25 protein-coding genes and 1 pseudogene are annotated in these 22,276 nt (G+C 35.9%); 10 read left to right on the top strand and 16 right to left on the bottom strand.

The features are described 5' to 3' along the window. Window positions 1-22: 22 nt before the first annotated feature. The 11 genes from serS to CM19_RS01880 all read right to left on the bottom strand — a co-directional run bounded on the left by serS (window position 23) and on the right by CM19_RS01880 (window position 8,667). Window positions 23-1,408 carry a serine--tRNA ligase gene (gene serS, locus CM19_RS01930; RefSeq protein WP_048098762.1) on the bottom strand — a complete coding sequence of 462 codons (1,386 nt, stop codon included), beginning with the start codon at window positions 1,406-1,408 and terminating at the stop codon, window positions 23-25. Between the two features lie 24 nt (window positions 1,409-1,432). Next, a complete protein-coding gene (locus CM19_RS01925; protein ID WP_048098761.1) occupies window positions 1,433-1,819 on the bottom strand; it encodes a metal-sulfur cluster assembly factor in 387 nt (128 codons plus the stop codon). Between the two features lie 502 nt (window positions 1,820-2,321). Next, window positions 2,322-2,681, bottom strand: coding sequence for a phosphoribosyl-AMP cyclohydrolase (hisI, locus tag CM19_RS01920; protein WP_048098873.1), 360 nt, complete (start codon window positions 2,679-2,681; stop codon window positions 2,322-2,324). A 2-nt stretch (window positions 2,682-2,683) separates the two neighbouring features. Next, the gene (gene hisH, locus CM19_RS01915) at window positions 2,684-3,277 is read right to left on the bottom strand and encodes an imidazole glycerol phosphate synthase subunit HisH (RefSeq protein ID WP_048098760.1); all 594 of its coding nucleotides are present in this window, start codon (window positions 3,275-3,277) and stop codon (window positions 2,684-2,686) included. Continuing rightward, window positions 3,277-3,558, bottom strand: a complete 282-nt coding sequence (gene hisE, locus CM19_RS01910) for a phosphoribosyl-ATP diphosphatase (RefSeq protein ID WP_048098759.1) — start codon at window positions 3,556-3,558, stop codon at window positions 3,277-3,279. Before hisE ends, hisH begins: the two co-directional genes overlap by 1 nt. Continuing rightward, window positions 3,551-4,741, bottom strand: coding sequence for a histidinol dehydrogenase (gene hisD / locus CM19_RS01905; RefSeq protein WP_048098758.1), 1,191 nt, complete (start codon window positions 4,739-4,741; stop codon window positions 3,551-3,553). Before hisD ends, hisE begins: the two co-directional genes overlap by 8 nt. Next, window positions 4,738-5,490: an imidazole glycerol phosphate synthase subunit HisF gene (hisF, locus tag CM19_RS01900; protein ID WP_048098757.1), complete on the bottom strand. Its 753-nt coding sequence runs from the start codon at window positions 5,488-5,490 to the stop codon at window positions 4,738-4,740. Before hisF ends, hisD begins: the two co-directional genes overlap by 4 nt. Further along, entirely contained in the window at window positions 5,487-6,068 is a 582-nt protein-coding gene (gene hisBd, locus CM19_RS01895; protein WP_048098756.1) for an imidazoleglycerol-phosphate dehydratase, read from the bottom strand. Before hisBd ends, hisF begins: the two co-directional genes overlap by 4 nt. Then, window positions 6,061-6,750: a 1-(5-phosphoribosyl)-5-((5-phosphoribosylamino)methylideneamino)imidazole-4-carboxamide isomerase gene (gene hisA / locus CM19_RS01890; RefSeq protein ID WP_048098755.1), complete on the bottom strand. Its 690-nt coding sequence runs from the start codon at window positions 6,748-6,750 to the stop codon at window positions 6,061-6,063. The genes hisBd and hisA overlap by 8 nt, the downstream gene beginning before the upstream one ends. Next, window positions 6,747-7,610 carry an ATP phosphoribosyltransferase gene (gene hisG / locus CM19_RS01885; protein WP_048098754.1) on the bottom strand — a complete coding sequence of 288 codons (864 nt, stop codon included), beginning with the start codon at window positions 7,608-7,610 and terminating at the stop codon, window positions 6,747-6,749. The genes hisA and hisG overlap by 4 nt, the downstream gene beginning before the upstream one ends. After that, a complete protein-coding gene (locus tag CM19_RS01880; protein WP_048098753.1) occupies window positions 7,588-8,667 on the bottom strand; it encodes an aminotransferase class I/II-fold pyridoxal phosphate-dependent enzyme in 1,080 nt (359 codons plus the stop codon). Before CM19_RS01880 ends, hisG begins: the two co-directional genes overlap by 23 nt. 804 nt (window positions 8,668-9,471) lie before the next feature. Between CM19_RS01880 and CM19_RS01875 the strand changes: the two genes are divergently transcribed. Both CM19_RS01875 and CM19_RS01870 read left to right on the top strand, forming a co-directional pair. Then, the gene (locus CM19_RS01875; RefSeq protein WP_200869380.1) at window positions 9,472-9,843 is read left to right on the top strand and encodes a hypothetical protein; all 372 of its coding nucleotides are present in this window, start codon (window positions 9,472-9,474) and stop codon (window positions 9,841-9,843) included. Beyond that, window positions 9,824-10,447 (top strand): hypothetical protein, encoded by a 624-nt coding sequence (locus CM19_RS01870; protein ID WP_048098751.1) that lies wholly within the window; start codon window positions 9,824-9,826, stop codon window positions 10,445-10,447. Before CM19_RS01875 ends, CM19_RS01870 begins: the two co-directional genes overlap by 20 nt. On the opposite strand, the gene leuS is transcribed toward CM19_RS01870, so the two are convergent. After that, window positions 10,412-13,234, bottom strand: coding sequence for a leucine--tRNA ligase (gene leuS, locus CM19_RS01865; RefSeq protein ID WP_048098750.1), 2,823 nt, complete (start codon window positions 13,232-13,234; stop codon window positions 10,412-10,414). The two genes, CM19_RS01870 and leuS, sit on opposite strands and share 36 nt — an antisense overlap. A 73-nt stretch (window positions 13,235-13,307) precedes the next feature. On the opposite strand from leuS, the gene CM19_RS01860 reads away from it, so the two are divergent. Then, entirely contained in the window at window positions 13,308-13,832 is a 525-nt protein-coding gene (locus tag CM19_RS01860; protein WP_048098749.1) for a cob(I)yrinic acid a,c-diamide adenosyltransferase, read from the top strand. 31 nt (window positions 13,833-13,863) lie between these two features. Here the strand turns inward: CM19_RS01860 and CM19_RS01855 are convergent, their stop codons facing one another. Both CM19_RS01855 and CM19_RS01850 read right to left on the bottom strand, forming a co-directional pair. Then, window positions 13,864-14,823 carry a TIGR00269 family protein gene (locus tag CM19_RS01855; protein ID WP_048098748.1) on the bottom strand — a complete coding sequence of 320 codons (960 nt, stop codon included), beginning with the start codon at window positions 14,821-14,823 and terminating at the stop codon, window positions 13,864-13,866. Further along, the gene (locus CM19_RS01850; RefSeq protein ID WP_048098747.1) at window positions 14,820-15,098 is read right to left on the bottom strand and encodes a DUF211 domain-containing protein; all 279 of its coding nucleotides are present in this window, start codon (window positions 15,096-15,098) and stop codon (window positions 14,820-14,822) included. Before CM19_RS01850 ends, CM19_RS01855 begins: the two co-directional genes overlap by 4 nt. A 271-nt stretch (window positions 15,099-15,369) precedes the next feature. Between CM19_RS01850 and speD the strand changes: the two genes are divergently transcribed. Both speD and CM19_RS01840 read left to right on the top strand, forming a co-directional pair. After that, window positions 15,370-15,741, top strand: a complete 372-nt coding sequence (gene speD, locus CM19_RS01845) for an adenosylmethionine decarboxylase (RefSeq protein ID WP_171714926.1) — start codon at window positions 15,370-15,372, stop codon at window positions 15,739-15,741. A gap of 182 nt (window positions 15,742-15,923) precedes the next feature. Beyond that, window positions 15,924-16,628 carry a geranylgeranyl reductase family protein gene (locus CM19_RS01840; RefSeq protein WP_235185597.1) on the top strand — a complete coding sequence of 235 codons (705 nt, stop codon included), beginning with the start codon at window positions 15,924-15,926 and terminating at the stop codon, window positions 16,626-16,628. On the opposite strand, the gene CM19_RS01835 is transcribed toward CM19_RS01840, so the two are convergent. Next, window positions 16,605-16,802 carry a PolB1-binding protein PBP2 family protein gene (locus tag CM19_RS01835; RefSeq protein WP_048098745.1) on the bottom strand — a complete coding sequence of 66 codons (198 nt, stop codon included), beginning with the start codon at window positions 16,800-16,802 and terminating at the stop codon, window positions 16,605-16,607. The two genes, CM19_RS01840 and CM19_RS01835, sit on opposite strands and share 24 nt — an antisense overlap. 93 nt (window positions 16,803-16,895) lie before the next feature. Here CM19_RS01835 and CM19_RS01830 point away from each other — a divergent pair, with 93 nt between their 5' ends. Continuing rightward, on the top strand, window positions 16,896-17,738 hold the full coding sequence (locus CM19_RS01830) for a UbiA family prenyltransferase (RefSeq protein WP_048098744.1): 843 nt from the start codon (window positions 16,896-16,898) through the stop codon (window positions 17,736-17,738). Here CM19_RS01830 and CM19_RS01825 read toward each other — a convergent pair. Then, entirely contained in the window at window positions 17,715-18,656 is a 942-nt protein-coding gene (locus CM19_RS01825; RefSeq protein WP_048098743.1) for a hypothetical protein, read from the bottom strand. The genes CM19_RS01830 and CM19_RS01825 overlap by 24 nt on opposite strands. 34 nt (window positions 18,657-18,690) lie before the next feature. Here CM19_RS01825 and CM19_RS01820 point away from each other — a divergent pair, with 34 nt between their 5' ends. The 4 genes and pseudogenes from CM19_RS01820 to CM19_RS01805 all read left to right on the top strand — a co-directional run bounded on the left by CM19_RS01820 (window position 18,691) and on the right by CM19_RS01805 (window position 22,252). Next, window positions 18,691-19,467: a GTPase gene (locus CM19_RS01820; protein ID WP_048098742.1), complete on the top strand. Its 777-nt coding sequence runs from the start codon at window positions 18,691-18,693 to the stop codon at window positions 19,465-19,467. Continuing rightward, window positions 19,467-19,951, top strand: a pseudogene (locus CM19_RS01815) (magnesium-dependent phosphatase-1). Before CM19_RS01820 ends, CM19_RS01815 begins: the two are co-directional and overlap by 1 nt. 230 nt (window positions 19,952-20,181) lie before the next feature. Then, a complete protein-coding gene (locus CM19_RS01810; RefSeq protein WP_048098741.1) occupies window positions 20,182-21,900 on the top strand; it encodes an acetolactate synthase large subunit in 1,719 nt (572 codons plus the stop codon). Continuing rightward, window positions 21,878-22,252 (top strand): ACT domain-containing protein, encoded by a 375-nt coding sequence (locus CM19_RS01805; protein WP_048098740.1) that lies wholly within the window; start codon window positions 21,878-21,880, stop codon window positions 22,250-22,252. Before CM19_RS01810 ends, CM19_RS01805 begins: the two co-directional genes overlap by 23 nt. Window positions 22,253-22,276 lie beyond the last annotated feature (24 nt).

The following is a 22,276-nucleotide window of genomic DNA, read 5'->3' as shown; positions in this document are numbered from 1 at the left end:
CATTATTAAAAAGCAGAACGTTTTAATTTCTATTCATCTGAGTGTCCTTCTTCCTTGGCAAAATGTAATCTTTAGGAGCGGCTTTAAATGGTTCTAGATATTTTCTTAAAACTTTAGGTATTTCCACTGATCCGTCTTCTTTCTGAAAATTCTCTAATATCGCAGTTATCGTTCTTGTACTAGCAATTGCAGTACTGTTTAACGTATGTACATAACCCTTCTTATTGTTCTTTCTATCGATGAATCTAATTTTCATTCTATAAGCCTGCCAGTCAGTACAGTTACTGCAGCTGATCATTTCCCTAAACTTAGCTTGAGCTGGCATCCAGGCTTCTAGATCGTATTTTTTAGCGGCGCATGCTCCTAAATCACCTGAAGCTATATTTACTACTCTATATGGTATTTCCAGACCTTGGAATATTTCCTCTACATTACCCAGTAATTCTTGGTGGTATTTCCAACTATCTTCCGGTAATGAATATATGAATTGCTCCACCTTATGGAATTGATGAACTCTAAATATGCCTTTCATATCCTTATTTGCAGCTCCAGCTTCTCTACGAAAAGCTGGACTAAATCCAGCAAGTTTTATTGGTAATTCGTCTTTTTCTATATCTTCCTTATAGTGTAATGCAGCTAACGGATGTTCAGCCGTTGAGATTAGATAAAGATCGTCGTTTTCAATCTTGTATATCGCGTCCTTGAATGTATCCATATCAATTACTGAGTAAATTATTTCTCCCCTTAACATGTAAGGTGGAACTACCAGTTTGTATCCCTTTGATGTTACTATATCAATGGCATAAAGTAAAAGGGAAAAATCTAGCCAAACTATATCATCAAAAATATAGAAAAACCTAGAACCTGCAACCTGAGAAGCTTTTTCAGTATTCCCTAAACCTAAAACCGTCTCCAGCATATCTGCGTGCCCTACTGGTCTCCAGTCAATAGTCTCATATTCAGCTTGTAACCCATTAAGTTGTTTTTTAAAATCTTCTATATCATCCTTATATACTCTAAATTTTCCCCATACCTTAATGGGAACGTTATAGCTATCATCTGGACCTACGGGAACATCTTTAGCTAGTATGTTAGGAAGGGAACTAATCAATTGATCCCTTTGTTCTTCTATTTCTTTTAGTTCCTTTTCCTTAGCTTCAAGTTCCTTAAGAAGAGCTCTAGCTTCCTGAATCTTCTTTTCTCTCTCCTCTTTAGCTGTTTTGGGAATTTCGGAATTTATTTGATTATGCTTATGTCTAATTTTCTCTACTTCCTGTAAAGTTTTCCTCCATTGGAGATCTAGCTCTACAGCTCTCTTTACAAGAGTAGGATCTAAATTCCTTTTTTTAATACTATCCTCAAGAGCTTCTGGATTTGATCTTATAAGCTCAAGGATACTCCAAGACATAATAAAAGAAAAGTCTACTGGATTTTATGTGTTCTGTTCAGTAGATGGCAACCCATATGTTTGAACCCACATCTCCACTATGTCATAACCATAAAGTTTCTTGAACTTCTCTCTGCCTTCTGAAGTCATTTTTAATGGAGTCCACTGAGTATCTAGATCTATATCGACTTCTACATTTTTAGCTGGTACAGACTCTTTAATAACCTGTTCTACTGTATAGATTAAGTCATCTACAACGGGACAACCTGGTGCTGTAAGTCCAAGTCTAATATGAACATCGCCCTCATCGCTTATTTTTATTTCATATATCAAACCTAAGTTAACAACATCAACTGGAATCTCCGGATCATAAACTTCACTTAATCCTTCCATAATTTTCTTTCTCCATTCTTCTTTGTTGATCTGTGACATGAACTATACTTGATCTCAAAGAATTTAACTTTTAGGATTATCCGTCAAGAATTCCCTCCAGAGGAGGTATAAATTAATGCAAAAATTTTGATTATTTCTCTACATATAATAAATATAATAATTCTCTTAACTAAGGTAAAGATCTTTTCAATACATACTTAAAGATTTACTCTTATGATCTAATGTTGATAAGCAGAAATGTACGTAACTATTTTTCGAGTAAAAAGGAAACTCCATTATCATTAATACAGTGAAGAACTACGATATGATAAAATGTTTAAATTTTGATCCGTAGAGGATCTACCTGCTATACCCTTGAAGGACTAACTTGATGTGGTGAGGTAGTGACACCGCTACTCGTAACCTCACTCAGAGTGTGTTCCATCACACTTCAGTTGGGTGAGGATATCACGGAATTTTAAACTAAATAACCAAAAACATTATATACAATGATAAAATTACTTTAAGTTAAAATGACAATTATGACTTTTTCTTGATATTGTTATTGATTTGCTAGAAAGACCTTGAAGCTCCTATAGAAACAACTTTTATTGCCAGTGTGACAAGTAGGTCCTTCAGGTCTGACTTTAACCACTACAGCATCCTCATCGCAATCTATTAGAACGTCCTCAACTATTTGATAGTGCCCACTGGTCTCTCCCTTCATCCAAATAGTTTTCCTAGTTAAAGACCAAAAGTGGGTCTTACCAGTTGTTAAAGTTAGGTAAAGCGCCTCTCTATTCATATTGCCTACCATAAGGATCTCCTTTGTTTCTACATCTTGCAAAACAGAAATGACTGTATTCATCTCATGACGAAAGTTCATACTATTAACAATCTTTTTAGCTTCCTCTTCCGTCATTTTTAGCGTTTTATCCACCTCATCAAATTCTCTAGGAATATTTTTCCCGTCTCACTACTCTTTTCTGGATGAAACTGCGTTCCTACAACGTTATCTTTCTCAACCATTGCTGGAAATTCGATACCATAGTACGACTTCATGATATAACTCTCTGTAGTATATGCTACATAACTGTGTACAAAGTACGCATATCTGCCGTCTAAACCCTCACTTAGTTCAGTCTTTTTTTCTTCATATATCCTATCCCATCCAATATGGGGAAGCTTTACGTTAGCCCTTATTTTATCAACTGTACCTGAAAACCAGCTTAAACCTTTAGTATCGCCACCTTCTGTCCCCTTATCAAAGAATATCTGTAGTCCTAAACAGACTCCTAAGAACTTAATACCTGATTTTCTCATATCGTTTAGTTGCTCTGAGAATGATAGTAGGAAATTCGATACAGCTGAAAATGAACCTACACCTGGGAAAACTATCAGATCAGAATTAGCTTCTGGTGATTCTTTTATCTTAACCTCGAAGCCTACTCTTCTTAGTGAAGAAGAGATACTAAATAAATTTCCTACTCCATAATTTATTATAAGGGCAGTAGGCATTACTTCATCCTTCTCCTTAACTCTTCATACAGTTCTTCCGGTCTAACTCCTTCTACACTCATTAGGACCCAAAGATGATAAATTAAATCAGCACTTTCCGAGATAAATCTTTCTCTCCCCTCTGATAATGAAGCTACAATAGTTTCTACCGCCTCTTCTCCAACTTTCCTTGCTATATATTCCTTACCTTTATCTAGAAGTTCAACTGTATAGCTTCCCTGGGGTTTCTTGTTTACTCTATCAATAATAATTTCATAGAGTCTATCCAAAACATCACTCATATCTTATCCCTATGCTTTTACCATGTATCTCAAAACCTTCATATTTAGCTATCTTAATTGAGGCATCAATTAGTTCCTTGGTTGGATTGTCTAGATTTGTATAGGATATCGGTTTTATAAAATCTAATACAGTAATTCCACCCCTAAACTTTGACCATCCGTTAGTTGGTAATATATGATCTGGCCCAGCACCATAATCAACCATAGCCGGAGGCGTATTACCCAGAGTTATTGCTCCAGCATTCCTTACAAGTTTCATAGTACTTCTAGGTGATCTAACTTGAAGAGACAAGTGTTCCGGAGAAAGTTCATCAGATATTTTCAAGGCTTCCTCAACGCTCTTTACCTCAACTATATAAAAGTCGTTTACATCAGTAGATAGCAATTCCTTTACTTTTGATATTAATCTCCCCGAAGTTGATATTAATACTAGTAAGCTACTTTTACCATGCTCTCCTTGAGCGAGGAGATCAGTTGCCACCCTTCTAGGATCTGCAGAATCATCAGCTATGATAACCAGTTCTGTTGGTCCCTCAATACCGTCTATTCCTACTTCTCTGCTAACAATATATTTAGCGGCTTGAACATAAATATTTCCTGGGCCTACAATCTTACTAACCTTATGTACAGATTCGGTGCCATATGCCATTGCAGCTATTGCTTGGGCTCCCCCTATCCTGTATGCTTGCTTTATACCCAGTTTCTGGCATATATATGCCATCATTGGATCTAATTTATCATATTGCGGAGTAGAAAAGTATATTTCTCTAACTCCTGCAATTTTAGCTGGTATGCCAGCCATAAGTAAGGTTGATGGATATTTCTGCTTACCTCCCGGAACGTATATACCGACGGTCTCTATTGGTTTCCAAACTATGCCGAATTCTACTCCTGACTTTCCTCCACCTACCTCAGGAGGCATAAGTGTTAAATGAAACTCCTTAAGCTGTTCATAAATCACATCCACCGCCCTTCTTAGATCGTCAGAAAGGAGGCTAGCTTGTTGCTCTATCTCATCCTTAGAAAACGACAGATCTTTTAATTCTACGCTATCAAACTTTTTCGTCAGATCTATTATTGCCTTATCTCCGTTTTGCCTAACTTGATTTACAATACTCTCGACTACATCCAGAACTTGGGTAAACTCTACTAGTCTGTTCTTAGGAATCTCTTCCTTAATCATTGTCTGACATCAACTCCTTTCATAAGTAAGTAATTTTTCAAGTCTTTTATTCTGATTACTCCATCATGAAACACACCAGCAGCTAAGGCTGCATCTGCTCCTCCTCTTGAAAGAACCTGATAAAAATGTTCCATATTACCTGCTCCTCCACTTGCGATTACGGGTATATTAACACTCGAAGAAACTGCGAATGTTAGATCAATATCGAAACCAGACCTCGTACCATCTTTATCTATACTAGTAAGAAGAATCTCTCCAGAACCAAGTCTCTCAACTTCTTTTGACCACAATATTGCATCTAAACCTGTCCTATAAGTCCCTGACTTAGTATATACTGACCATGAGTCCATTTCTCTCTTGGCATCTATTGCTACTACTACGGCCTGAGCCCCGAATTCGTTAGATGAGATCTCTATTAGTTTTTTATTCTCTACAGCAGCAGTATTTATACTAACCTTATCTGCACCTGATGAAAGCATTCTAGATACGTCTTCTAACGTTCTTATACCTCCACCCACTGTCAAAGGTATTGAAAGAACGCTAGCTGTATTTCTTACTACATCAATCATTGTTCTTCTTCCCTCAATAGTTGCAGATATATCAAGGAAGACTATCTCATCTGCTCCTTCTTCTTCATACTTAGACGCTAATTCTACAGGATCTCCTTTGTCTTTTAAATTAAGGAAGTTTACTCCCTTTACTACCCGTCCAGCATTAACGTCAAGACAAGCTATTATTCTTTTGGTCATAGTAATCCCTTAGTTGATCTAATATCTTTTCCAGAGACCTTTATTGCCTCCCCTAATGAGAGACCTACGGCCTTAAATGCAGCTTCAACTATATGATGTTCATTTAATCCTCTCAACTTCTTAACGTGAAGCGTAATTCCAGAATTAACCGATAGAGACCAGAAGAAATGAGAAACGTTTTCCATAGACAAACCTCCTATCTGTTCTCTTTTTAACTTAAGAGAAGTAAAGGCAATACCTCTTCCCGAAACATCAACAGCGGATAAGACTAAAGCTTCATCCATAGGGACAATGGCATTAGCAAATCTTTTTATTCCCTCTCTACTTCCTAATGCCTCCTTAATAGCCTGACCTAATGTTATGCCTACATCTTCTACTATATGATGATCATCATAGTTTAGCTTATCCTCTGCATCTATCATAAGAGAAATGCCCATGTAAAACCCCATAGTCTTAAGCATGTGATTAAAGAAAGGTACAGGCGTTCTTATAGTAACTTCACCTGGAGAATCCAACTCTAATTTAATTTCAATTTTTGTTTCCTTAGTTTCCCTAACAACAGTAGACTGTCTAGACATATTTCACACCCCTTAATTTACCAGAATAGAATGCCATGCCAACAATAGAAAAATCAAATCCAATTACCTTAATCTTAATGAGGTCTTCTAGGCCTCCTATTCCCCCAGCATATCCCTTTAATCCATTAACGTACTTAATATATTCAGACGCATTATCATCAATTCCCAATTGGGTACCTTCATTACAAACATATGTAAATATAAAGCCTTCAGGTTCATAATAGGAAAGCCTCTTAATTACTTCGCTGACATTACCTACAGTCTCCTTCCACCCACTTATTAATACTTGGTCTTTGCAATAATCTATCGATAACATGATACGACTCGAGTGATTTTTCATTAGATTCTCGAACTCTTTCTGATTCTTAAAAGGAAGAGTAGAGATCACAACATCAGTAACTCCTTTTGTTAGGAGTTTTTCGGCTTTACTTAGACTTCTAACACCTCCCCCTACTTCAACTTTTTTAAAGCCTACACTACATATTTTTTCAATTTCACTTTCATTTTCCCCGCTTCCATCAGAAGCGTCTAGATCGACTATATGAATAAAGTCATATCCTTGAGAGAACAACTCAATTGCTGTCATATAAGGATCTCCTATTATTTTACCGCTACCAGGTATTCCTTTTATTCTCTTTACTGCTTTTCCTTTACTGATATCTATACTTGGAACAACTTTCATTTGACCACCTTTTCTATGTTTACTACCACAATATCCTTAGCTCCAGCAGTCTTCGCTTTAGCTATTACTTCTGGTAGCTGGTTCTCCTCGGCAACAGTAATGACTTCCCACGCATTATTTTTACCTAATTTGGATATTGCCGGAGAAAGCATTGCAGGTAAAGATGAAATAACATTCTCAAGCTTTGAGTCGTCCACGTTCATAAATACCATCTTCTTTCCTTTTGCGCTAATTACTCCCTTCATCATAGTTAGTATAAGGTTTATTTTTTCGGCTTCTTCACTTTTTATCCAAGATCTGCTAGCTATAACTACTCCATAAGTTTCCATAACGTCAACTATTGGCCTTAAACCATGAAGTTTTAGAGTAGTTCCAGTACTAACAACATCTATTATTGCATCACATGCCCCCAAGGAAGGCATCACTTCTGCTGCTCCACTTACTTTGACTATCTTAGCTTTTATCTCATTTTTATCTAAAAATTCTTTAGCTATATTATAATATTTAGTTGCTATTCTAATGCCGTCTAACCCTCTTATATCATTTACACTGCTAATTTTCCAGCTCTGAGGAGTAGCAAAGGATATTTTAGCTTTACCATAATCCAATTTAATTATTTCTTCAACGTCAGCTTGTGACTCAACTACGTAATCGTGACCGCTAAAACCTATTTCCGCAGCTCCTGCTTCTACTAGACTTGGAATATCCTCGGTTCTCATTAAAACTAACTGAACTCCTTCCCAACTAGTAGGTATTATTAAGGCTCTTTCATCACTTGCGAGTGGTTTTATTCCTGTTTGAGATAAGAATTGTAATGTAGGTTGTTGAAGTCTTCCTTTATTTGGTATTGCTATTTTCAATTATCTCACCTAATGATCTTAGAAAAATCTCACAATCTTGAGGGGTACCTATTGTAACTCTATAAAATTTATCTAGTGGATTTCTTATAGCTATACCTCTGTCCATAAAGGGTTTTAAGAGATCTAAAGGATAGTAAAAGAATAGGAAGTTAGTTACGGATTTGAAAACATTTATTCCCATATCCTTCATTTTTTGATACACTTGATCTCTGAGTCCTGAGATTTGTGCAGCTATCTCTCTTGCGTAGGAAGGATTCTCTAGAGCTACTGTCCCCGCTATCATTGAAGGTAATGAAACATCGAAGGGAGTTGTTGTCTTCCTCAACGTGCTTATAATTTCGGAATTACCAATCAAGTATCCAACTCTATATGAGGCCATTGAGAATGCCTTACTAAGTGTTCTAAGTATAATAAGATTATCAAGGCTGTTAACAAGTTTAGTTGCAGTATATCCAGCAAACTCAAAGTAGGCTTCATCTAAAAGTAGAATACCATGGGTTGACTCTGCAATTGTCCTTATCAAATTTTCATTTCCCTTAAGCATTGGAGAACCCGTGGGATTATTTGGATCATCAATGGCAACAATTCTCGCATCACTAACCTCATTGATAATTTTTTCTATATCTTCCTCCCACCATTCTCCCTTTTCCCTTAAGTTTATTTTAACAGTTTTTAACCCTCTTAATGATGAATATACTGTATACATACTATATGAAGGATAGTTTATAACTATCTTATCCCCTGGTTGACTCAGATTATAGAATACTAACCTCAAAGCGCCGTCTCCACCTTGAGTCGGAAGAATATTCTCAGGTTCAACCTTGTTATATTCAGCTGCAACTTCTCTAAATCTATTAACGAGGTCTGGATGTTGATACCTATTTCCCTTACTTAAGTATGCCTTTATTGCATCCATTATAAAGTCAGGTGGCGAATAAGGAGATTCGTTTAAGTGTAGCCTTATCCCATCTTTTATATCACTAAAATCGTATTCTTTAGCATCCCTTAACCAAGGATAGATTAAATCCTTTCCTTTATTCTTTTCGGTTGGTGCAATAAGAAACCCTCATTAGATGACAGAATGCGGTATTTAAAAAGATTTCGATCTTCTTGTTTTGTTGAACAATTCTAAGGATCCTTGAATGAAATCAATATTCGACTTGGAACTCTTTTATTTTATACTTTTTCACTAAGGACAATTAAGGAAAAATAGCAAGGAAATAAAGAGTCATATTTCCCACAACGCAGAACTCCTTAAAAGAATATGAGCGGATACTCCCTTATAGAAAATATAACTATTATTCAGATAATAATTAAATATTTACTGTAGTGCTCTAATCTCATGCTAATGAACAGACGTTAAGATTAAAAACCCATTTTAAGTTAATGTACGAGTTATACATTACGCTATAGAGGGCATTCACTTATTTCTACGAAATAGATGAAAAATACTAAACAGGACTGAATTAAGACATCTAGATCTTATCCCGCTAATGGATCGTGATGATGGGAACAGAAAGTAGTGAACCCCCCAAGGTTTTATGGACATGGCAATAAAATGTTCGTAATGCCAAACCCCAACAAATCTACCTTTAAGTTGTTCAAAGCATTGCTTACCGTTTTCATAAATCAGAGGAATTTCTAGACAGGCTAGCTAACTTGCCTAAGGAAAACGAAAAGACAGATACCTCTCTTTTTCGCGTTCACAGATCTGTCGTAAGTTAAAGATAAGATCGAGAAGTTCAAGATTATCTGCGAAAACTTTGATTATACTCCTGTTAGTGATTTATTAGTTCGCTTAATGTCTTATTTTGCGTTAGTTTGGAACAACCTTCAGATCTTGCGGATCTTGTCCTTTACCTTGGAAAAAGACAAAAATTATTCGAAACAAATAGACCAATTAAGAGGTAGAGGTTGTTCGCAACAGATGGAAGCCTTACCTTTTAAGGCGGGAAGTGAAAAGCTTATAGGAAATAAATGTCCTAAGTTCGGTAGGAAAATGAAAGAAGCTGAGTACAGATATCTAAGATACAAAAAGTGCGGTTTCAAGAATGATAGATATGTAACCGCGATTGATAACTTAACAACTTTCGATATTAGAAAACTAAATAATGGGAAGAGTTCTCTGATCCTCTCGATCGCCTCCTCAATGAAATATATAAATCCGAATAGAGAGAGGAACCCTCGCTCCTTTAGAGCGGGAAGGAAGTCAGATGAGCGACAATCTAATTAACGAGCTTTCCTCCAATGAGACCCTCTTTGTCTCATATTATTATTCGCTAAATTTAATCACTTTGTTTGAGGTCTCCGCAAGCATAGCCAAAAAGGAAAATCAGGAAATATGTATAGCGAATTTTGGGAAAATAATCTGGGACTTCTATCCATGGGAAATACCTTTCAAAATTTCTTGTACTCCGTCATCTGTATTAGTTGTATTTGAAGCAGAAAAAGAGATAGATATTCCAGAAAAGTTCAGATTCGCTACATCAAGTAAACCATTGAAGGTTGGAAAATTCAAGGCTAATGCAATAAAGAAAGGAAATAATATATACAATATTTTTCTCTCTAATGGAAAACAATACTCAGTAAGAATGGTTAACGGAAAACTCATAGAGATAAAACTTGAGAGAGATGAGGAAGAACTTCTCAAAATTATCGATGAACTAGGAGGAGAGGCTAACATAAAGGAAGTGATTGCGATAGCAGAAAGAAGATTAGAAGAAAGTAAAGAGAAAATTAGAGAAAAATTACAGTTTTTAACTCAACTAGAAAAAATAGAGATAAAACAAGGAAAAATAGTATTAGCTAAGCACAATACTGGGCCTAAGAGGAAATGATTCCTTCTTGTATTTTCTCATGATTTCATCTGAATATTTCTGTACTTCAATATCAAGTCCTGTCTTGTATTTAATTAATGGCAACCCTTCCTTAAGCAATACTTCTTCATCTACTCCTAGCAAAAGTAGTTTTTTCTTGCTATCGCTCATCTCCGTAGCATACTCAAATATGTCCTGTAACTCCTTTGCCTCCTCCTTGTTTTTTGGTCTATGAGAAGACATAAAAGTTTTCAAAGTACCTCCTCCGGCCGTAGTTTTAAGCGCGTCCATAAGTAAAGTATGCTCAGATGTATTGGCCACATATATAGTGGCAATCTTAGGATTTCCCTTATAAACGTTTAATATCGATCTTATATCATCAATAATTTCTTTATGATATTCATGTTCTAACTCTAGCTTTAAGTCTATATTACTTTCATCGTAATTTGGCCATCTTGAAACTGATACAAAACCTGAATTACCTAAAGCGTTCCATACTTCCTCAGCTATATGCGGAGCAAAAGGAGCTAATAACCTTGTCCAAGCTATGACAAAATCTCTTAAAATACTTCCATTTGGATCTCTTCCCTCAGCTTTCACCATTTCCATATACTCGTTTACATCACTAAGTAAACCAAATAGTATTAGGTTATTTGCATCTCTAAATCTCATGTTATCCATTAAGCTTATAGACTGCTTTATAGATGAGTTCAGTCTAGACATTAACCATTTTTCAGCGAATCCCAATTCGTTTCCATTAAAGGACGAGATAGAAGATGCTATTTCATAGAACCTCTTTAGTGAATCCATGACAGATTTTGCAGCAGCATCTGTGAAGTTTGCTTCAGAACCCATGTCAGAAAGTGATGAAAGCGTTATCCTTATAACGTCAGGGCCATAGATCCTTATAGTTTTCCGTAATGGGATTATATTTCTTAGAGATTTACTCATCTTTTTACCTTCATAGAGTACTAAACCGTTTACTGCAATACCTCTAGGCCATAAATCCTCTGGAAATATTGCTGCATGATTAAAAATAAAGAATGATAGATGATTTGGTATTAGATCTGACCCACTATGCCTCATATCTAAAGGGTACCAATACATAAACTCGCTTCTAAGTTGTTGTAGAACGTCTATCGAAATTCCGGTTAGTTTAGATATATCATTAATATCGCCTTTACCTAACAACACGTAATCCCAGAAATCGAAGGTCATTTGTGAAGCGCGTAACTTATAAGCCTTGATTTTATGTGCAATTGTATAGTAAGCCATATATATAGTAGAGTCGGAAAGGCTCTCGATAATCCACTTCTTATCCCATGGCAATGGTGTTCCTAGTCCTCTTGTTCTTGCACATGCTCTCTTTTGTAACCACTCGATTGAGTACTCAAAGTCCTTTCTAACTTCGTCTGGAACTAATCTCATTTTAGACACTAACTTTCTCACTAGGGCCTTCCACTCAGGGTTCCCGTAATCTAAAAACCATTGATCTTTCAGGATTTTCACTACTACCTCATTACCGCATCTGCAGTATACCGGTTTATTCATTATTTCATATATCTTGTCCCCTAAACCATGGCTTATCAAGAAATCGGTAATACTCTTTCTAGCTTCAGGAACTGAGATCCCAATAACTGATCCTAGTTCAGACCTAAACTCCTCCTTGCTTCTTTCTATAGCATCTTTCCTCATTCTTCCTTTATTATATTCTATTCTGTAAAGTTGTTCGGTAAGCTTCTTCAGATCTGTGTCATTCTTAGGATTACTCTTTTCCACAAGTTCTACGGCCGGGAATTCATTATATCCATCAACTTGTACTACTGCTATTGGCCGAATGGAAGAGGAAACTTTTTTCAAGTAAAAATAATCAAAGGGAGCATGAGCTGGAACACTCATTACTATTCCAGTGGCTGTATTTACATCTACGAAATCAGCCCCGAGTATTGGAATTGTATCACCTGTTACTGGATTTATTGCAGTTATCTTAGTTAATTCTGAACCGGAAATCTTCTCTAAAACCTTTATATTATCGATCTGAAAAGTCAGTTTAAATGCTGATCTCTCAGAAAGTATAACTTTTCTTCCCTTAACTTCAGCTATTACATATTTTTCCTTTGGGTTAACCCATATTGCTACTACTCCAAATATAGTTTCCGGCCTCAAAGTAGCAGCTGGAAGATATCCAGACTTGCTTTCAAAAAAAATGAGGGTATATTCCCCAATATCAGGTTCCATGTCACCTTTAGTATCGTGCATTCCTACTGGTAAATGATGAACAGGGCACCATCCTACTGGATGAGTATCCTTGACTACAAATCCGCGTTTTTGTAAAGTGTTAAATTGCCATACGATAAATGAGGAAAATTCTGGATCAATTGTGGTAAATTCCCTACGCCAATCAATGCTCAGCCCCATTTCATCCATCGCCTTTTTTATATCGTCCTTGAAGTAATTGGCCATAAATAAGGGATCAGAAAGTTTTGGAATAACTTGATCTGGGATTTCATAAATGTTCTTAAATATATCTATTACTTCCTTTTCTCCCTTTGCTACATCGTCAGCCATTGTGATTATCGGAGTTCCTGTATAGTGAAAACCCATTGGAAATAAAACATTGTATCCTTTCATCCTCATATACCTTGCATATATATCTGCAGTAACATACGTTCTTCCATGACCTAAGTGAAAGGGACTATTGGGATAAGGGAAGGCTACAGTTGTATAAAACTTTTCTCTAGAATCTACATTAGCTTCAAAGATCTTACTCTCCTTCCACTTCTTCTGCCATTTTTCGCCAATAGACATAAGAAATGAGCTAAAGTTTTGTGAAATGACGTTTCACCTAAACTTATCTATCTGTTCTATTTTTAAATTTATAATGTTTACAAGATCAGGTGACGATGGAAACACAAATGTTATAAGAAAAAGGGTTGGCAAGGATTCACCCCTAGTTAACTTTCTTGGAGATTTAGATGAGCTTAACTCATTTCTTGGGTTAGCATTAACTAGAATAGAATGGGATGATGTAAGAAAAGACTTAGAAAGAGTCCAAAGAGAATTATTTGTCCTTGGAGAGGACGTAAGTACAGGAAAAGAATTGATAACACAAGATAGCGTTAAGTGGTTAGAGGAAAGAACTGTCTACTATAGAAAGGAGAGCGGACCAGTTAGACTATTTATAATACCTGGTGGTACTGAAGAAGCCTCTACAATTCATGTAGCTAGATCTGTATGTAGAAGAGTAGAGAGAAATGCTGTAAAATACTCTAAGGAATTGGAGTTTAACAAATGGGTAATAGTTTATCTTAATAGACTTTCATCATTGCTATTCTCGATGGCAATAATTGCAAACAAAAGAAAAGGAGTAAACGAAAGGATTTATGACATAAATAATTATTTTTAAATTTGAATTACCAAATAATGGCTATAATTGTCTAAGAAACAGTAGAGCTCGATGAAGGTAAAAGCCCCGATTTTAATAAAAGTTCACAATTTTTACATATATCTCTTCCATAACTTGTTGGATCTCCGCAAATCTTACACCTAGGCAACTCTGATAAATTAGCTCCTTCTCTAATCTTATCGGAAATCTCATCAAAGGTTTCAACTATTCTCATTAAAGAACCTGGTTTTCTCTCCTCAATTAGATATAAGAGGTCTCTTATCTTTGCCCTCATAGTAGGCTTTAATGATATATATGGACACTCAACATCTTGGAACTCAAAACCCATTGCAAGAGAGTACATAGTCGTCTCCCATTCGTAAATTTTTCTTAATGGTTTTACTCTCATTACAAATCTATCACTAAGCTTTGGAGGAAGATCTCCAAGCCTTATCAACCTCTTCGTATCTCCTCTTAATATATTAATAAGTATAGCCTGAGCTTCATCGTCTAAGTTGTGTCCAGTAGCTACGAAGTCTGCCTTAACTTCAAGGCCTTCTAAGTTTATTAGTTTTCTTCTGAAACCTCCACAAAAGGTACATGCAGATATATTTAATCCCTTCTCATTTGAAGATAAAACCATTTCATCAAGAGAATATCTTAGCTTTTCCTTAAAAGAAGTGGAGATTAGCTCTATTCCTAAATCATCTAGGTATTTTTTTAGTTTAAGTACTTGATCTGCCCTATTATAACCCGTTATTCCTTCTGTTATATTGAATGCTATTAGTTTCTTAGGATCCATTATTGATGCCAAAGAATCGGCCAATGTGAAACTATCTTTTCCTCCAGATACTGCAAGTAATACCCTCTTAGCAGATAGAACGCCTTGTCTTTCAGCCTCATTCTTTACTCTAAGCCTTATATCATCTATAAAGCATTGTTTGCATAGCTTTCTGCCAGTGTGAGGTTGAAATATGAAAGCATCGCGTGTATTACAAACGTCACACTTCATTTTGCCCTCCTAACCTCTATTACTTTTTTGCCACTTGCTACTTCATCTATACTATGTATTGCGCAACCTTCTTCCTCTAACAATTTTCTAACTTCTTCAAATATTATGTCACTACCTTCAAGTATGACCATTAAACCCATAGTTTCCACATCCATGTCAGTAACGCTTATATTAGCCCCATCAATCCCATCTAATTTAGTTAGTTTTTCTGCTATGTCCACTATACTAGAACCCTTAATAGGTTTTAGGACATCAAGAACTATCCTTCTTATCACTGCTTATCAATAGTTAAAATAGTAGAATTTAACGTTAAAAATTTATTTAGTTTGGGCTTCAAACTTCCTCTTTTTGACGTTCGAACTAAATGCTATATAAAGATCACTTCCAAGAAATATATAATAGTAAGGAGGTTGTTGGTCTACCTTTACTAGCCTAAATTCTTTAATTCTTATTGGGTAAAAGGAATCTACATTCTCTTCTCTTTAATTGCATATAAGATAGATTTAAATAAAGCAAAATAGGGGGTATATAAAGGGGGGCTTAAATATGATGGGGGTAAATCAAGTCTTTCCAAAAGTTGTGGGAAGGCAAGTGTATGGCAGCCTCTACGATTGCGACAATAATGCTCTTAAGGACTTAGAGTATTTAAGAGGCGTAGTTACGGAAGCTGCAAAAGAAGGAAACATGACTTTACTCGACGTTAAATCATGGAAAATTGGTGAAGGTGTTAGTATCGTAGCAATAGTTTTAGAGAGCCATATAACCATTCATACGTGGCCTGAATATAGTTTTGCTACTGTTGATGTTTATTCCTGTGGTTCCCACACAGATCCAAGAAAAGCGTTTAACTACATAGCCTCTCAGCTTAAAGCAAAAAAATATACTGTAAATGAGGCTGATAGATCATCGGAATTCTAATAGTTGGAGGAGGCCTCGCTGGATTACTAGCTGGATATAAGTTTGGAGATTCCTTAATTTTTGACAGAAAGAGATTCCCAGGAAAAAAATGCACAGGAATTATAAGTCGCTCGACTTTTTCTCAGTTAGGGGTCTCTAAAGAATTTATTGATGCGGAGTTCAAGGAAATTAAAATAAAAACCTTGAAAAATGGTAAAGAAAAATCTACGCTTATCATTAAGACAGATGTAATTAGGTTAAATAGAGAAAAACTTGAGAAATGGCTAGATAGTAACTTAAAAGTTATAAGACCAGTAGATGCCATAATAAAGGGAAAAAACGAGGTTTTAGTGGGTTCACAAAAATACTATGGAGAAGTTATAGATGCGTCAGGTTGGAAAGGTAAGGCCAAATGGGTAAAAGCGGTGGAGCTAGAGACTGAACCTTTAGACTCATCTATAATAGAAGTATATCTAGATTCGGAAAATGCCGGAGGATTCTCATGGATCGTACCATTACCAGACAAGACATTAGTAGGATCAATGTCTTATAGAGATCCGAGACTTTTCCTACCCAAGGTTAGCAGGAAAATAATAGGAATTCATGGAGGAGTAATACCAAGGGTTAGACCTAAAGAGTGCGAGGTAAAGTGTTATGGTGATAGAACTGGTATAATTAAAACTTTTACTGGAGGTGGTATATTTGGAATAGCTGAGCTATTGAATGCAAAAGATTATCAACAAACTTTTCAAAAATTAAAGAAAGAAGTAAATAGACAATATTACATTAGTTCATTTCTTGAAAAAACTTGGCACTTCTGGATAACAATTTCTACCCTACTTAATGAAAAAACAATAATAGCGGAAAAGGAATTCGATTTCCACTCACTTCTCCTTCTTCCTCACTAAATTGTAACATCCTTCTCCCTTCTCAATGATACCCTTCTCCATCAAGTCAAGTATTACCTTCTCTGGCTCTTTAATACCTCGTCCTTTTAAGTCTCTAATCGCCGTTATCTCTCCAACAGAGAGATAAGTTTTAAAGTAGTTTTCTGCAGTAGCTATCTCCTTTTCGCTTGCCATATATAACTTTAAACTCTCATCTTTAAAAAATTAGTAAGCGTATAAAGAGGAAGGTCCAAGTAAAATTTATTTAGTGAGTAGAGTAAGTCCTCCGTGAATCCATACCTAAGGTTGATTAGAGTTCATAACGTGATAGGTGCAGCTATAGGAGATCTTATGGGATACTTGGTAGCATCATTCTGGGAAATTAGTGTTGAAAGACTTGCTATTTCAATGATTGTAGTATCACTTGTAGCTGCAGGTGGATATGCTATAAACGATGTGTTTGATGTCGAAATAGATAAAATAAATAAGCCAGATAGACCTCTCCCCTCTGGAAAAATAAGCTTGCGAAGAGCTATTATCCTCTCTTATGGTCTAATGATTTCTGGCACTATAATATCGATTACTCTTGGGTACTTCGAAGTCATAATCGCGACTATTACGTCATTAGCGTTATATTATTACGCAAAGACATTAAAGAGAGAAGGTTTAAGTGGTAATATTATAGTTGCTACTACTACCGCACTCTCAATTTTCTACGGTGGCATTACCTACTTCTCTGGAGATTGGCTTGAAAGAGTTATAGTTCCAACTGCTTATTCTTTTCTTTTAACTTTAGGTAGAGAATTTATTAAGGGAATAGAGGATTATGAAGGAGATAAGGCATACGGAGTTAAGACGCTAGCCACAACAATAGGCGTAAGGGACACGTGGAAAATATCTCGTATAATACTGATTCTTATACTAGTTATTTCCCCCTTACCTCTATTCCTAGGATTTAATATTATGTACTTGATTCTACTTATTCCGTTCGTTTATTTCATTCTATTGTCGATTTTTAGTGAAACGTCAATAAAAGGAGGATCTAAGGGCCGAGAATATCTTAAGTGGTCGGCTTTTATAGGAATAACCGCATTTGCCTTGGGGAGCCTACCACTCCACATCCTTATCTAATATTTTTCTTACGCCAGCCTTTATTCCTACTACTCTTAAATGAAGATTACCTTTCCTTTGATTTAAAGGGAAAGATAAATTTAATGAGTCCCCATCTTTTACATTTTCAACGCTCTTAAAGTAAATTGTGATACCATTAAGCATAACATTGACCAAGACTCTATCTAAGCCAATTTCACTCTTATTAACTATGCTTATGTTAAGTAAAAGATTTTCAACTCTACTATTAGCTTCTATGTCTATTTTTGGAGTTGACTCTCTTGAGGTATAATGCAAGTAAATTAAAGCAGGATCCTTAACTTTGCCTTCATGACGAATAAATACTTCTCCTGGTATTTCAATTTCTTCTCCGTCTGAGTTTCCTTCCATTTCTAACGTATTTTTACTTCCTTCGACTATTAGCTTAGATTTCAGTGGAATCCGTACAACAATATAGTTATTTTCTTTTCCAGAAAGTTTTATAGATTCATATGGCTTCAGAGCTAAAACTCCTGCACCTAGTGTGTATTCAGTTCTAAATCCTGATACCTCGTATAAGGTTGCCGTACTAATTAAATGAACGTAAATTGGTTCGTTAGACATCCTAGAAACTACAAGCTGATTTTTCCCTTTTTGCACAAATGGAGAGACATCAAAGACATGAAGGTTTAGAAAATTTCCATTCATTAGAATATCTTCATTAGGTTTAAACTCCTTTGTTATAGAGAAATTATTAAGCCAAAGTCTCCATTTAGCAAACTGATTTTTTGTTTCTGTTACAATAACGATGTAGGCTTTACTTGGCTTATATTCAGCATAAAATATATGCTCTAATTCTTTACTCAAATTCTCGAGCTTTTGCATTTTTACGGCTGACGAATATTCTAAGCTTCCGTCAGTAAAGCCTTCATCAAATACCGCTAGCTTTCCAATAGGCATAATTAAAATAGGAACCTACTATAAATAAAAGTGAATGCTCTGGGATGTAATTAATGCAATATCAAGATCCGACGTAGTTGTAGAGGTAGTTGATGCTAGAGAACCTTTACTTACCAGGTCCAGGAAAATCGAAAGTTACTCAGCAAAAAAAGGCAAAAAGATTATAATTGTGATAAATAAGGGAGATCTCGTTCCTAAGGAAATTCTTGATAAGTGGAAAGCAAAGTTCTCTAATGAAGGTATTAGAACAATATATATAGCCGCGACTCTTCATCAAGGGACAACAATCTTGAGACATGAAATAAAAGAAGCACTTAAAGGAAATGAGGGAACAATATGCCTAATCGGATATCCAAAAACTGGTAAGTCCTCTATAATTAACGCTTTAAAAGGAAAACACTCTGCATCTACTTCTGCCCATCCAATGAGTTATGGATTTACAAAATCTATTCAAAAGTTCAGAATAGATAACAAAATTTATGCCTGGGATACGCCGGGTGTAATACCACCAGATGGTAGTCTATTTGAGAGAGCAATAAGAGGATACCCAGTAGAAAAAATCGAAGATCCAGTAAAAGTTGCGTTGATGCTTATTGAAAAAATATTAGCTTTTAACTCTAAGGAATTATCAAGAGTGTACAAGATAGAATTTTCTGATGGGATTGATCTTCTCAAAAAAATTGCTGTAAAAAGGGGATGGATATATAAAAAGGATAAAGAACCACTTATTGAGGAGGCTGCAAGGCAACTTATAAGGGATTATCATGATGGGAAGATAATTTATTATATGCTTCCTTCTTCTCAGTATTGATGATAAAGACAGTAATATTTGACGCAGATAAGACCTTATGGGATCATTACAATATCTCAGAATTTGAAGAACCACTTAAAGTTATAAATGAGACACAGGTAGAGGACTCTAATGGAAACAAACTAACACTCTTCCCATCAGTTAAAGAAACATTAAAAGAATTAAAAAAAGGGGAATTATAGTTGGAATGGCTACTTGGAATTTTCCTCATAAGACAACCGCAGTTCTAAAAGCCCTTGAACTAGAAAAATATTTTGATATAATAATATCTAGAGATTATCCGTTCAAGTTTATCATGATTACTGAAATTCTTAACAATCTTAGATACGAAAAAAATATTATTATAAAGCCTGAAGAAGTTCTCTTTGTCGACGATAGAAGAATACATTTTGGAAATGTCTGGTTATATCTAGGTAATGTAAAATGTGTTGAAATGTGGAAGGACATACACGACCATAAGGAAATTTTCAGCTTCATAAACTAAACTACTTTTAAAATTAACTCATCTTGTTTCGCTAAATATTTTATATATTGCCTCCCTCCTCTGTACAAGCAAATAAAAAAGTTTAAAAATAATTCGGCGTTTATGAATAGCTGGGAAAAAGGATGAAAGGTGGCTATACCCTCCAAGTCGAATAAATTTCTCAAAAATAATCTATGTGAAGAGAATGAAATCTACTTTTGCTCAAGAAAAGGAATTAAAGGTGAAAGATAATGCCTACAGGTGCTAGACTAATAGTAGATTCACTAAAAAGAGAAGGGGTTAAAGTAATATTCGGTATACCAGGATTGACCAATATGCCCTTCTATGACGCATTCCTTGAGGATTTGCAAAATGGTGAACTTAGACATGTATTAATGAGACACGAACAGGCCGCTGCTCATGCTGCTGATGGATTTGCAAGGGCTTCCGGCTTTCCTGGAGTTTGTACAGCAACGTCTGGACCTGGAGCTACAAATCTAGTTACAGGAATGGTAACCGCATATTGGGATAGCTCTCCAGTAATAGCAATAACCGGTCAAGTTGTCAGACCAGTAATAGGAAAAATGGCATTTCAAGAGGCGGATACACCAGGAATATTTGCTAATGCAGCAAAATACGTTGTTCAGCTAAAGAACATAATGGAAATACCCGAATGGATAAAGAATGCGTTTTACATATCATCTACAGGTAGACCTGGGCCAGTGGTCGTAGATATTCCAAGAGACGTTCAACTAGAGAAATTAGATGATGTGAAATGGCCTGAGAAACCTACGGTAAGGGGATTTAGACCATTCAAGTCAAATGTTGAACCTATCCTAATTAAAAAAGTAGCTGAAATACTAGTAAATGCCGAAAGACCAGTAATTCTTGCAGGTACAGGCGTTATATGGTCAGGATCTACCCCTGAAGTTCTGAAACTAGCAGAAACGCTAATATCACCTATAGTTACAACTTTACCAGGGAAGAGCGCAATACCTGCAGATCATCCGCTTTACGTAGGAGCAATGGGATATTATGGTAGAGCTGAGGCGTCGATGGTCGGACTAGAATCTGATGTTATGTTAATAGTGGGAGGTAGACTAAGCGATAGAACGTTTACCTCATATGATGAAATGATAGAAACTGGTAAGAAGTTTATAATGATTAACATTGATCCTACTGATGGAGAAAGAGCGTTTAAGGTAGACTATGCGCTATATGGTAATGCTAAAGATATTCTAAGACAAATCCTTGAGGCAGTAATCAAGATCGGAGCAAAGAAGGATCATTCTGGATGGATGAAGAGAGTTAAGGAACTAAAGGATTATTACTCGCAGTTCTATTATCCGGATGAACCAGGAAAAATTAAGCCCTGGAAAGCGTTAAAGACAATAAGAAATGCTATTCCAAGAGATTCAATAGTAACTACTGGAGTGGGGCAACATCAGATGTGGGCGGAGGTCTTTTGGGAAGTCCTAGAACCTAGAACGTTTATATCATCTACTGGAATGGGAACTATGGGGTTCGGATTACCTGCCGCAATAGGAGCTAAGATGGCTCGACCTAACAAGGTAGTTGTTGACTTAGACGGAGATGGATCATTCCTTATGACTGGAAATAATCTTGCGACAGCGGTAGACGAACATATACCTATAATTTCTATTATATTCGATAATAGAGCGTTGGGTCTGGTAAGACAAGTTCAAGACTTATTCCAGAATAGAAGAGTTGTCGGAGTAGATTATGGACCATCCCCTGATCTAATCAAATACGCTGAAGCCTTTGGCGCTTTAGGTTTTAACGCAGATAGTTATGAGGAAATAGAAAAGTCTATTAAGATTGCAATTAAGGAAAATATACCTGCTGTAATTAGATTGCCTATAGATAAAAATGAATTAGCCCTACCAACTCTGCCTCCAGGTGGAAAATTAAGTCAGGTGATTGTCAGTGACCCGAGAAAAGGTAGTTAAAATAACTGGATATTATAGGGACCCAGGCTTCCTAGAAAGGATTATGGGAAACTTCAGGAAGCTTTGGGTTGACATAGACTGGGTAAATGCTAGAAGAATTACTGATGACGGCTTGTATGAAGTTTATCTTGGAATTAAAGATACAAAGAACACTTATCTCGCAATAATAAATGCAAGCAAGATGGTTGATGTAGAAAAAATAGAAGTCCTGGAAGATGCTGAGGTAACTTCAATTTCCGTAGATAATAAAGGTCGGATTACAGATAGTGGAAGCATGGTAATTTTTGTACCAGTTTATAATAAGATAACTACCTACAGTTGGGGTGATAAATATAGCCAAGATATACACTGAACAGGAAACAAGTCTAAACCCTAT

Source organism: Candidatus Acidianus copahuensis (genome assembly GCF_000632495.1).
GTDB classification, from domain to species: domain Archaea; phylum Thermoproteota; class Thermoprotei_A; order Sulfolobales; family Sulfolobaceae; genus Acidianus; species Acidianus copahuensis.
This window is presented reverse-complemented; position numbering and strand designations above follow the sequence as displayed.

What these genes read in the sequence shown, in the direction of transcription:
- hisA (WP_048098755.1), bottom strand. Translation starts at nt 6,750, where the DNA reads ATGAAAGTTGTTCCAAGTATAGATATCAGTAAAGGAAAAGCAGTAAAG.
- CM19_RS01810 (WP_048098741.1), top strand. Translation starts at nt 20,182, where the DNA reads ATGCCTACAGGTGCTAGACTAATAGTAGATTCACTAAAAAGAGAAGGG.
- speD (WP_171714926.1), top strand. Translation starts at nt 15,370, where the DNA reads ATGATGGGGGTAAATCAAGTCTTTCCAAAAGTTGTGGGAAGGCAAGTG.
- CM19_RS01925 (WP_048098761.1), bottom strand. Translation starts at nt 1,819, where the DNA reads ATGTCACAGATCAACAAAGAAGAATGGAGAAAGAAAATTATGGAAGGA.
- CM19_RS01820 (WP_048098742.1), top strand. Translation starts at nt 18,691, where the DNA reads ATGCTCTGGGATGTAATTAATGCAATATCAAGATCCGACGTAGTTGTA.
- CM19_RS01825 (WP_048098743.1), bottom strand. Translation starts at nt 18,656, where the DNA reads ATGCCTATTGGAAAGCTAGCGGTATTTGATGAAGGCTTTACTGACGGA.
- hisI (WP_048098873.1), bottom strand. Translation starts at nt 2,681, where the DNA reads ATGACGGAAGAGGAAGCTAAAAAGATTGTTAATAGTATGAACTTTCGT.
- CM19_RS01870 (WP_048098751.1), top strand. Translation starts at nt 9,824, where the DNA reads ATGAGCGACAATCTAATTAACGAGCTTTCCTCCAATGAGACCCTCTTT.
- leuS (WP_048098750.1), bottom strand. Translation starts at nt 13,234, where the DNA reads ATGTCTATTGGCGAAAAATGGCAGAAGAAGTGGAAGGAGAGTAAGATC.
- hisH (WP_048098760.1), bottom strand. Translation starts at nt 3,277, where the DNA reads ATGCCTACTGCCCTTATAATAAATTATGGAGTAGGAAATTTATTTAGT.
- serS (WP_048098762.1), bottom strand. Translation starts at nt 1,408, where the DNA reads ATGTCTTGGAGTATCCTTGAGCTTATAAGATCAAATCCAGAAGCTCTT.
- CM19_RS01835 (WP_048098745.1), bottom strand. Translation starts at nt 16,802, where the DNA reads ATGGCAAGCGAAAAGGAGATAGCTACTGCAGAAAACTACTTTAAAACT.
- hisBd (WP_048098756.1), bottom strand. Translation starts at nt 6,068, where the DNA reads ATGTCTAGACAGTCTACTGTTGTTAGGGAAACTAAGGAAACAAAAATT.
- CM19_RS01855 (WP_048098748.1), bottom strand. Translation starts at nt 14,823, where the DNA reads ATGAAGTGTGACGTTTGTAATACACGCGATGCTTTCATATTTCAACCT.
- hisE (WP_048098759.1), bottom strand. Translation starts at nt 3,558, where the DNA reads ATGAGTGATGTTTTGGATAGACTCTATGAAATTATTATTGATAGAGTA.
- hisF (WP_048098757.1), bottom strand. Translation starts at nt 5,490, where the DNA reads ATGACCAAAAGAATAATAGCTTGTCTTGACGTTAATGCTGGACGGGTA.
- hisD (WP_048098758.1), bottom strand. Translation starts at nt 4,741, where the DNA reads ATGATTAAGGAAGAGATTCCTAAGAACAGACTAGTAGAGTTTACCCAA.
- CM19_RS01860 (WP_048098749.1), top strand. Translation starts at nt 13,308, where the DNA reads ATGTTTACAAGATCAGGTGACGATGGAAACACAAATGTTATAAGAAAA.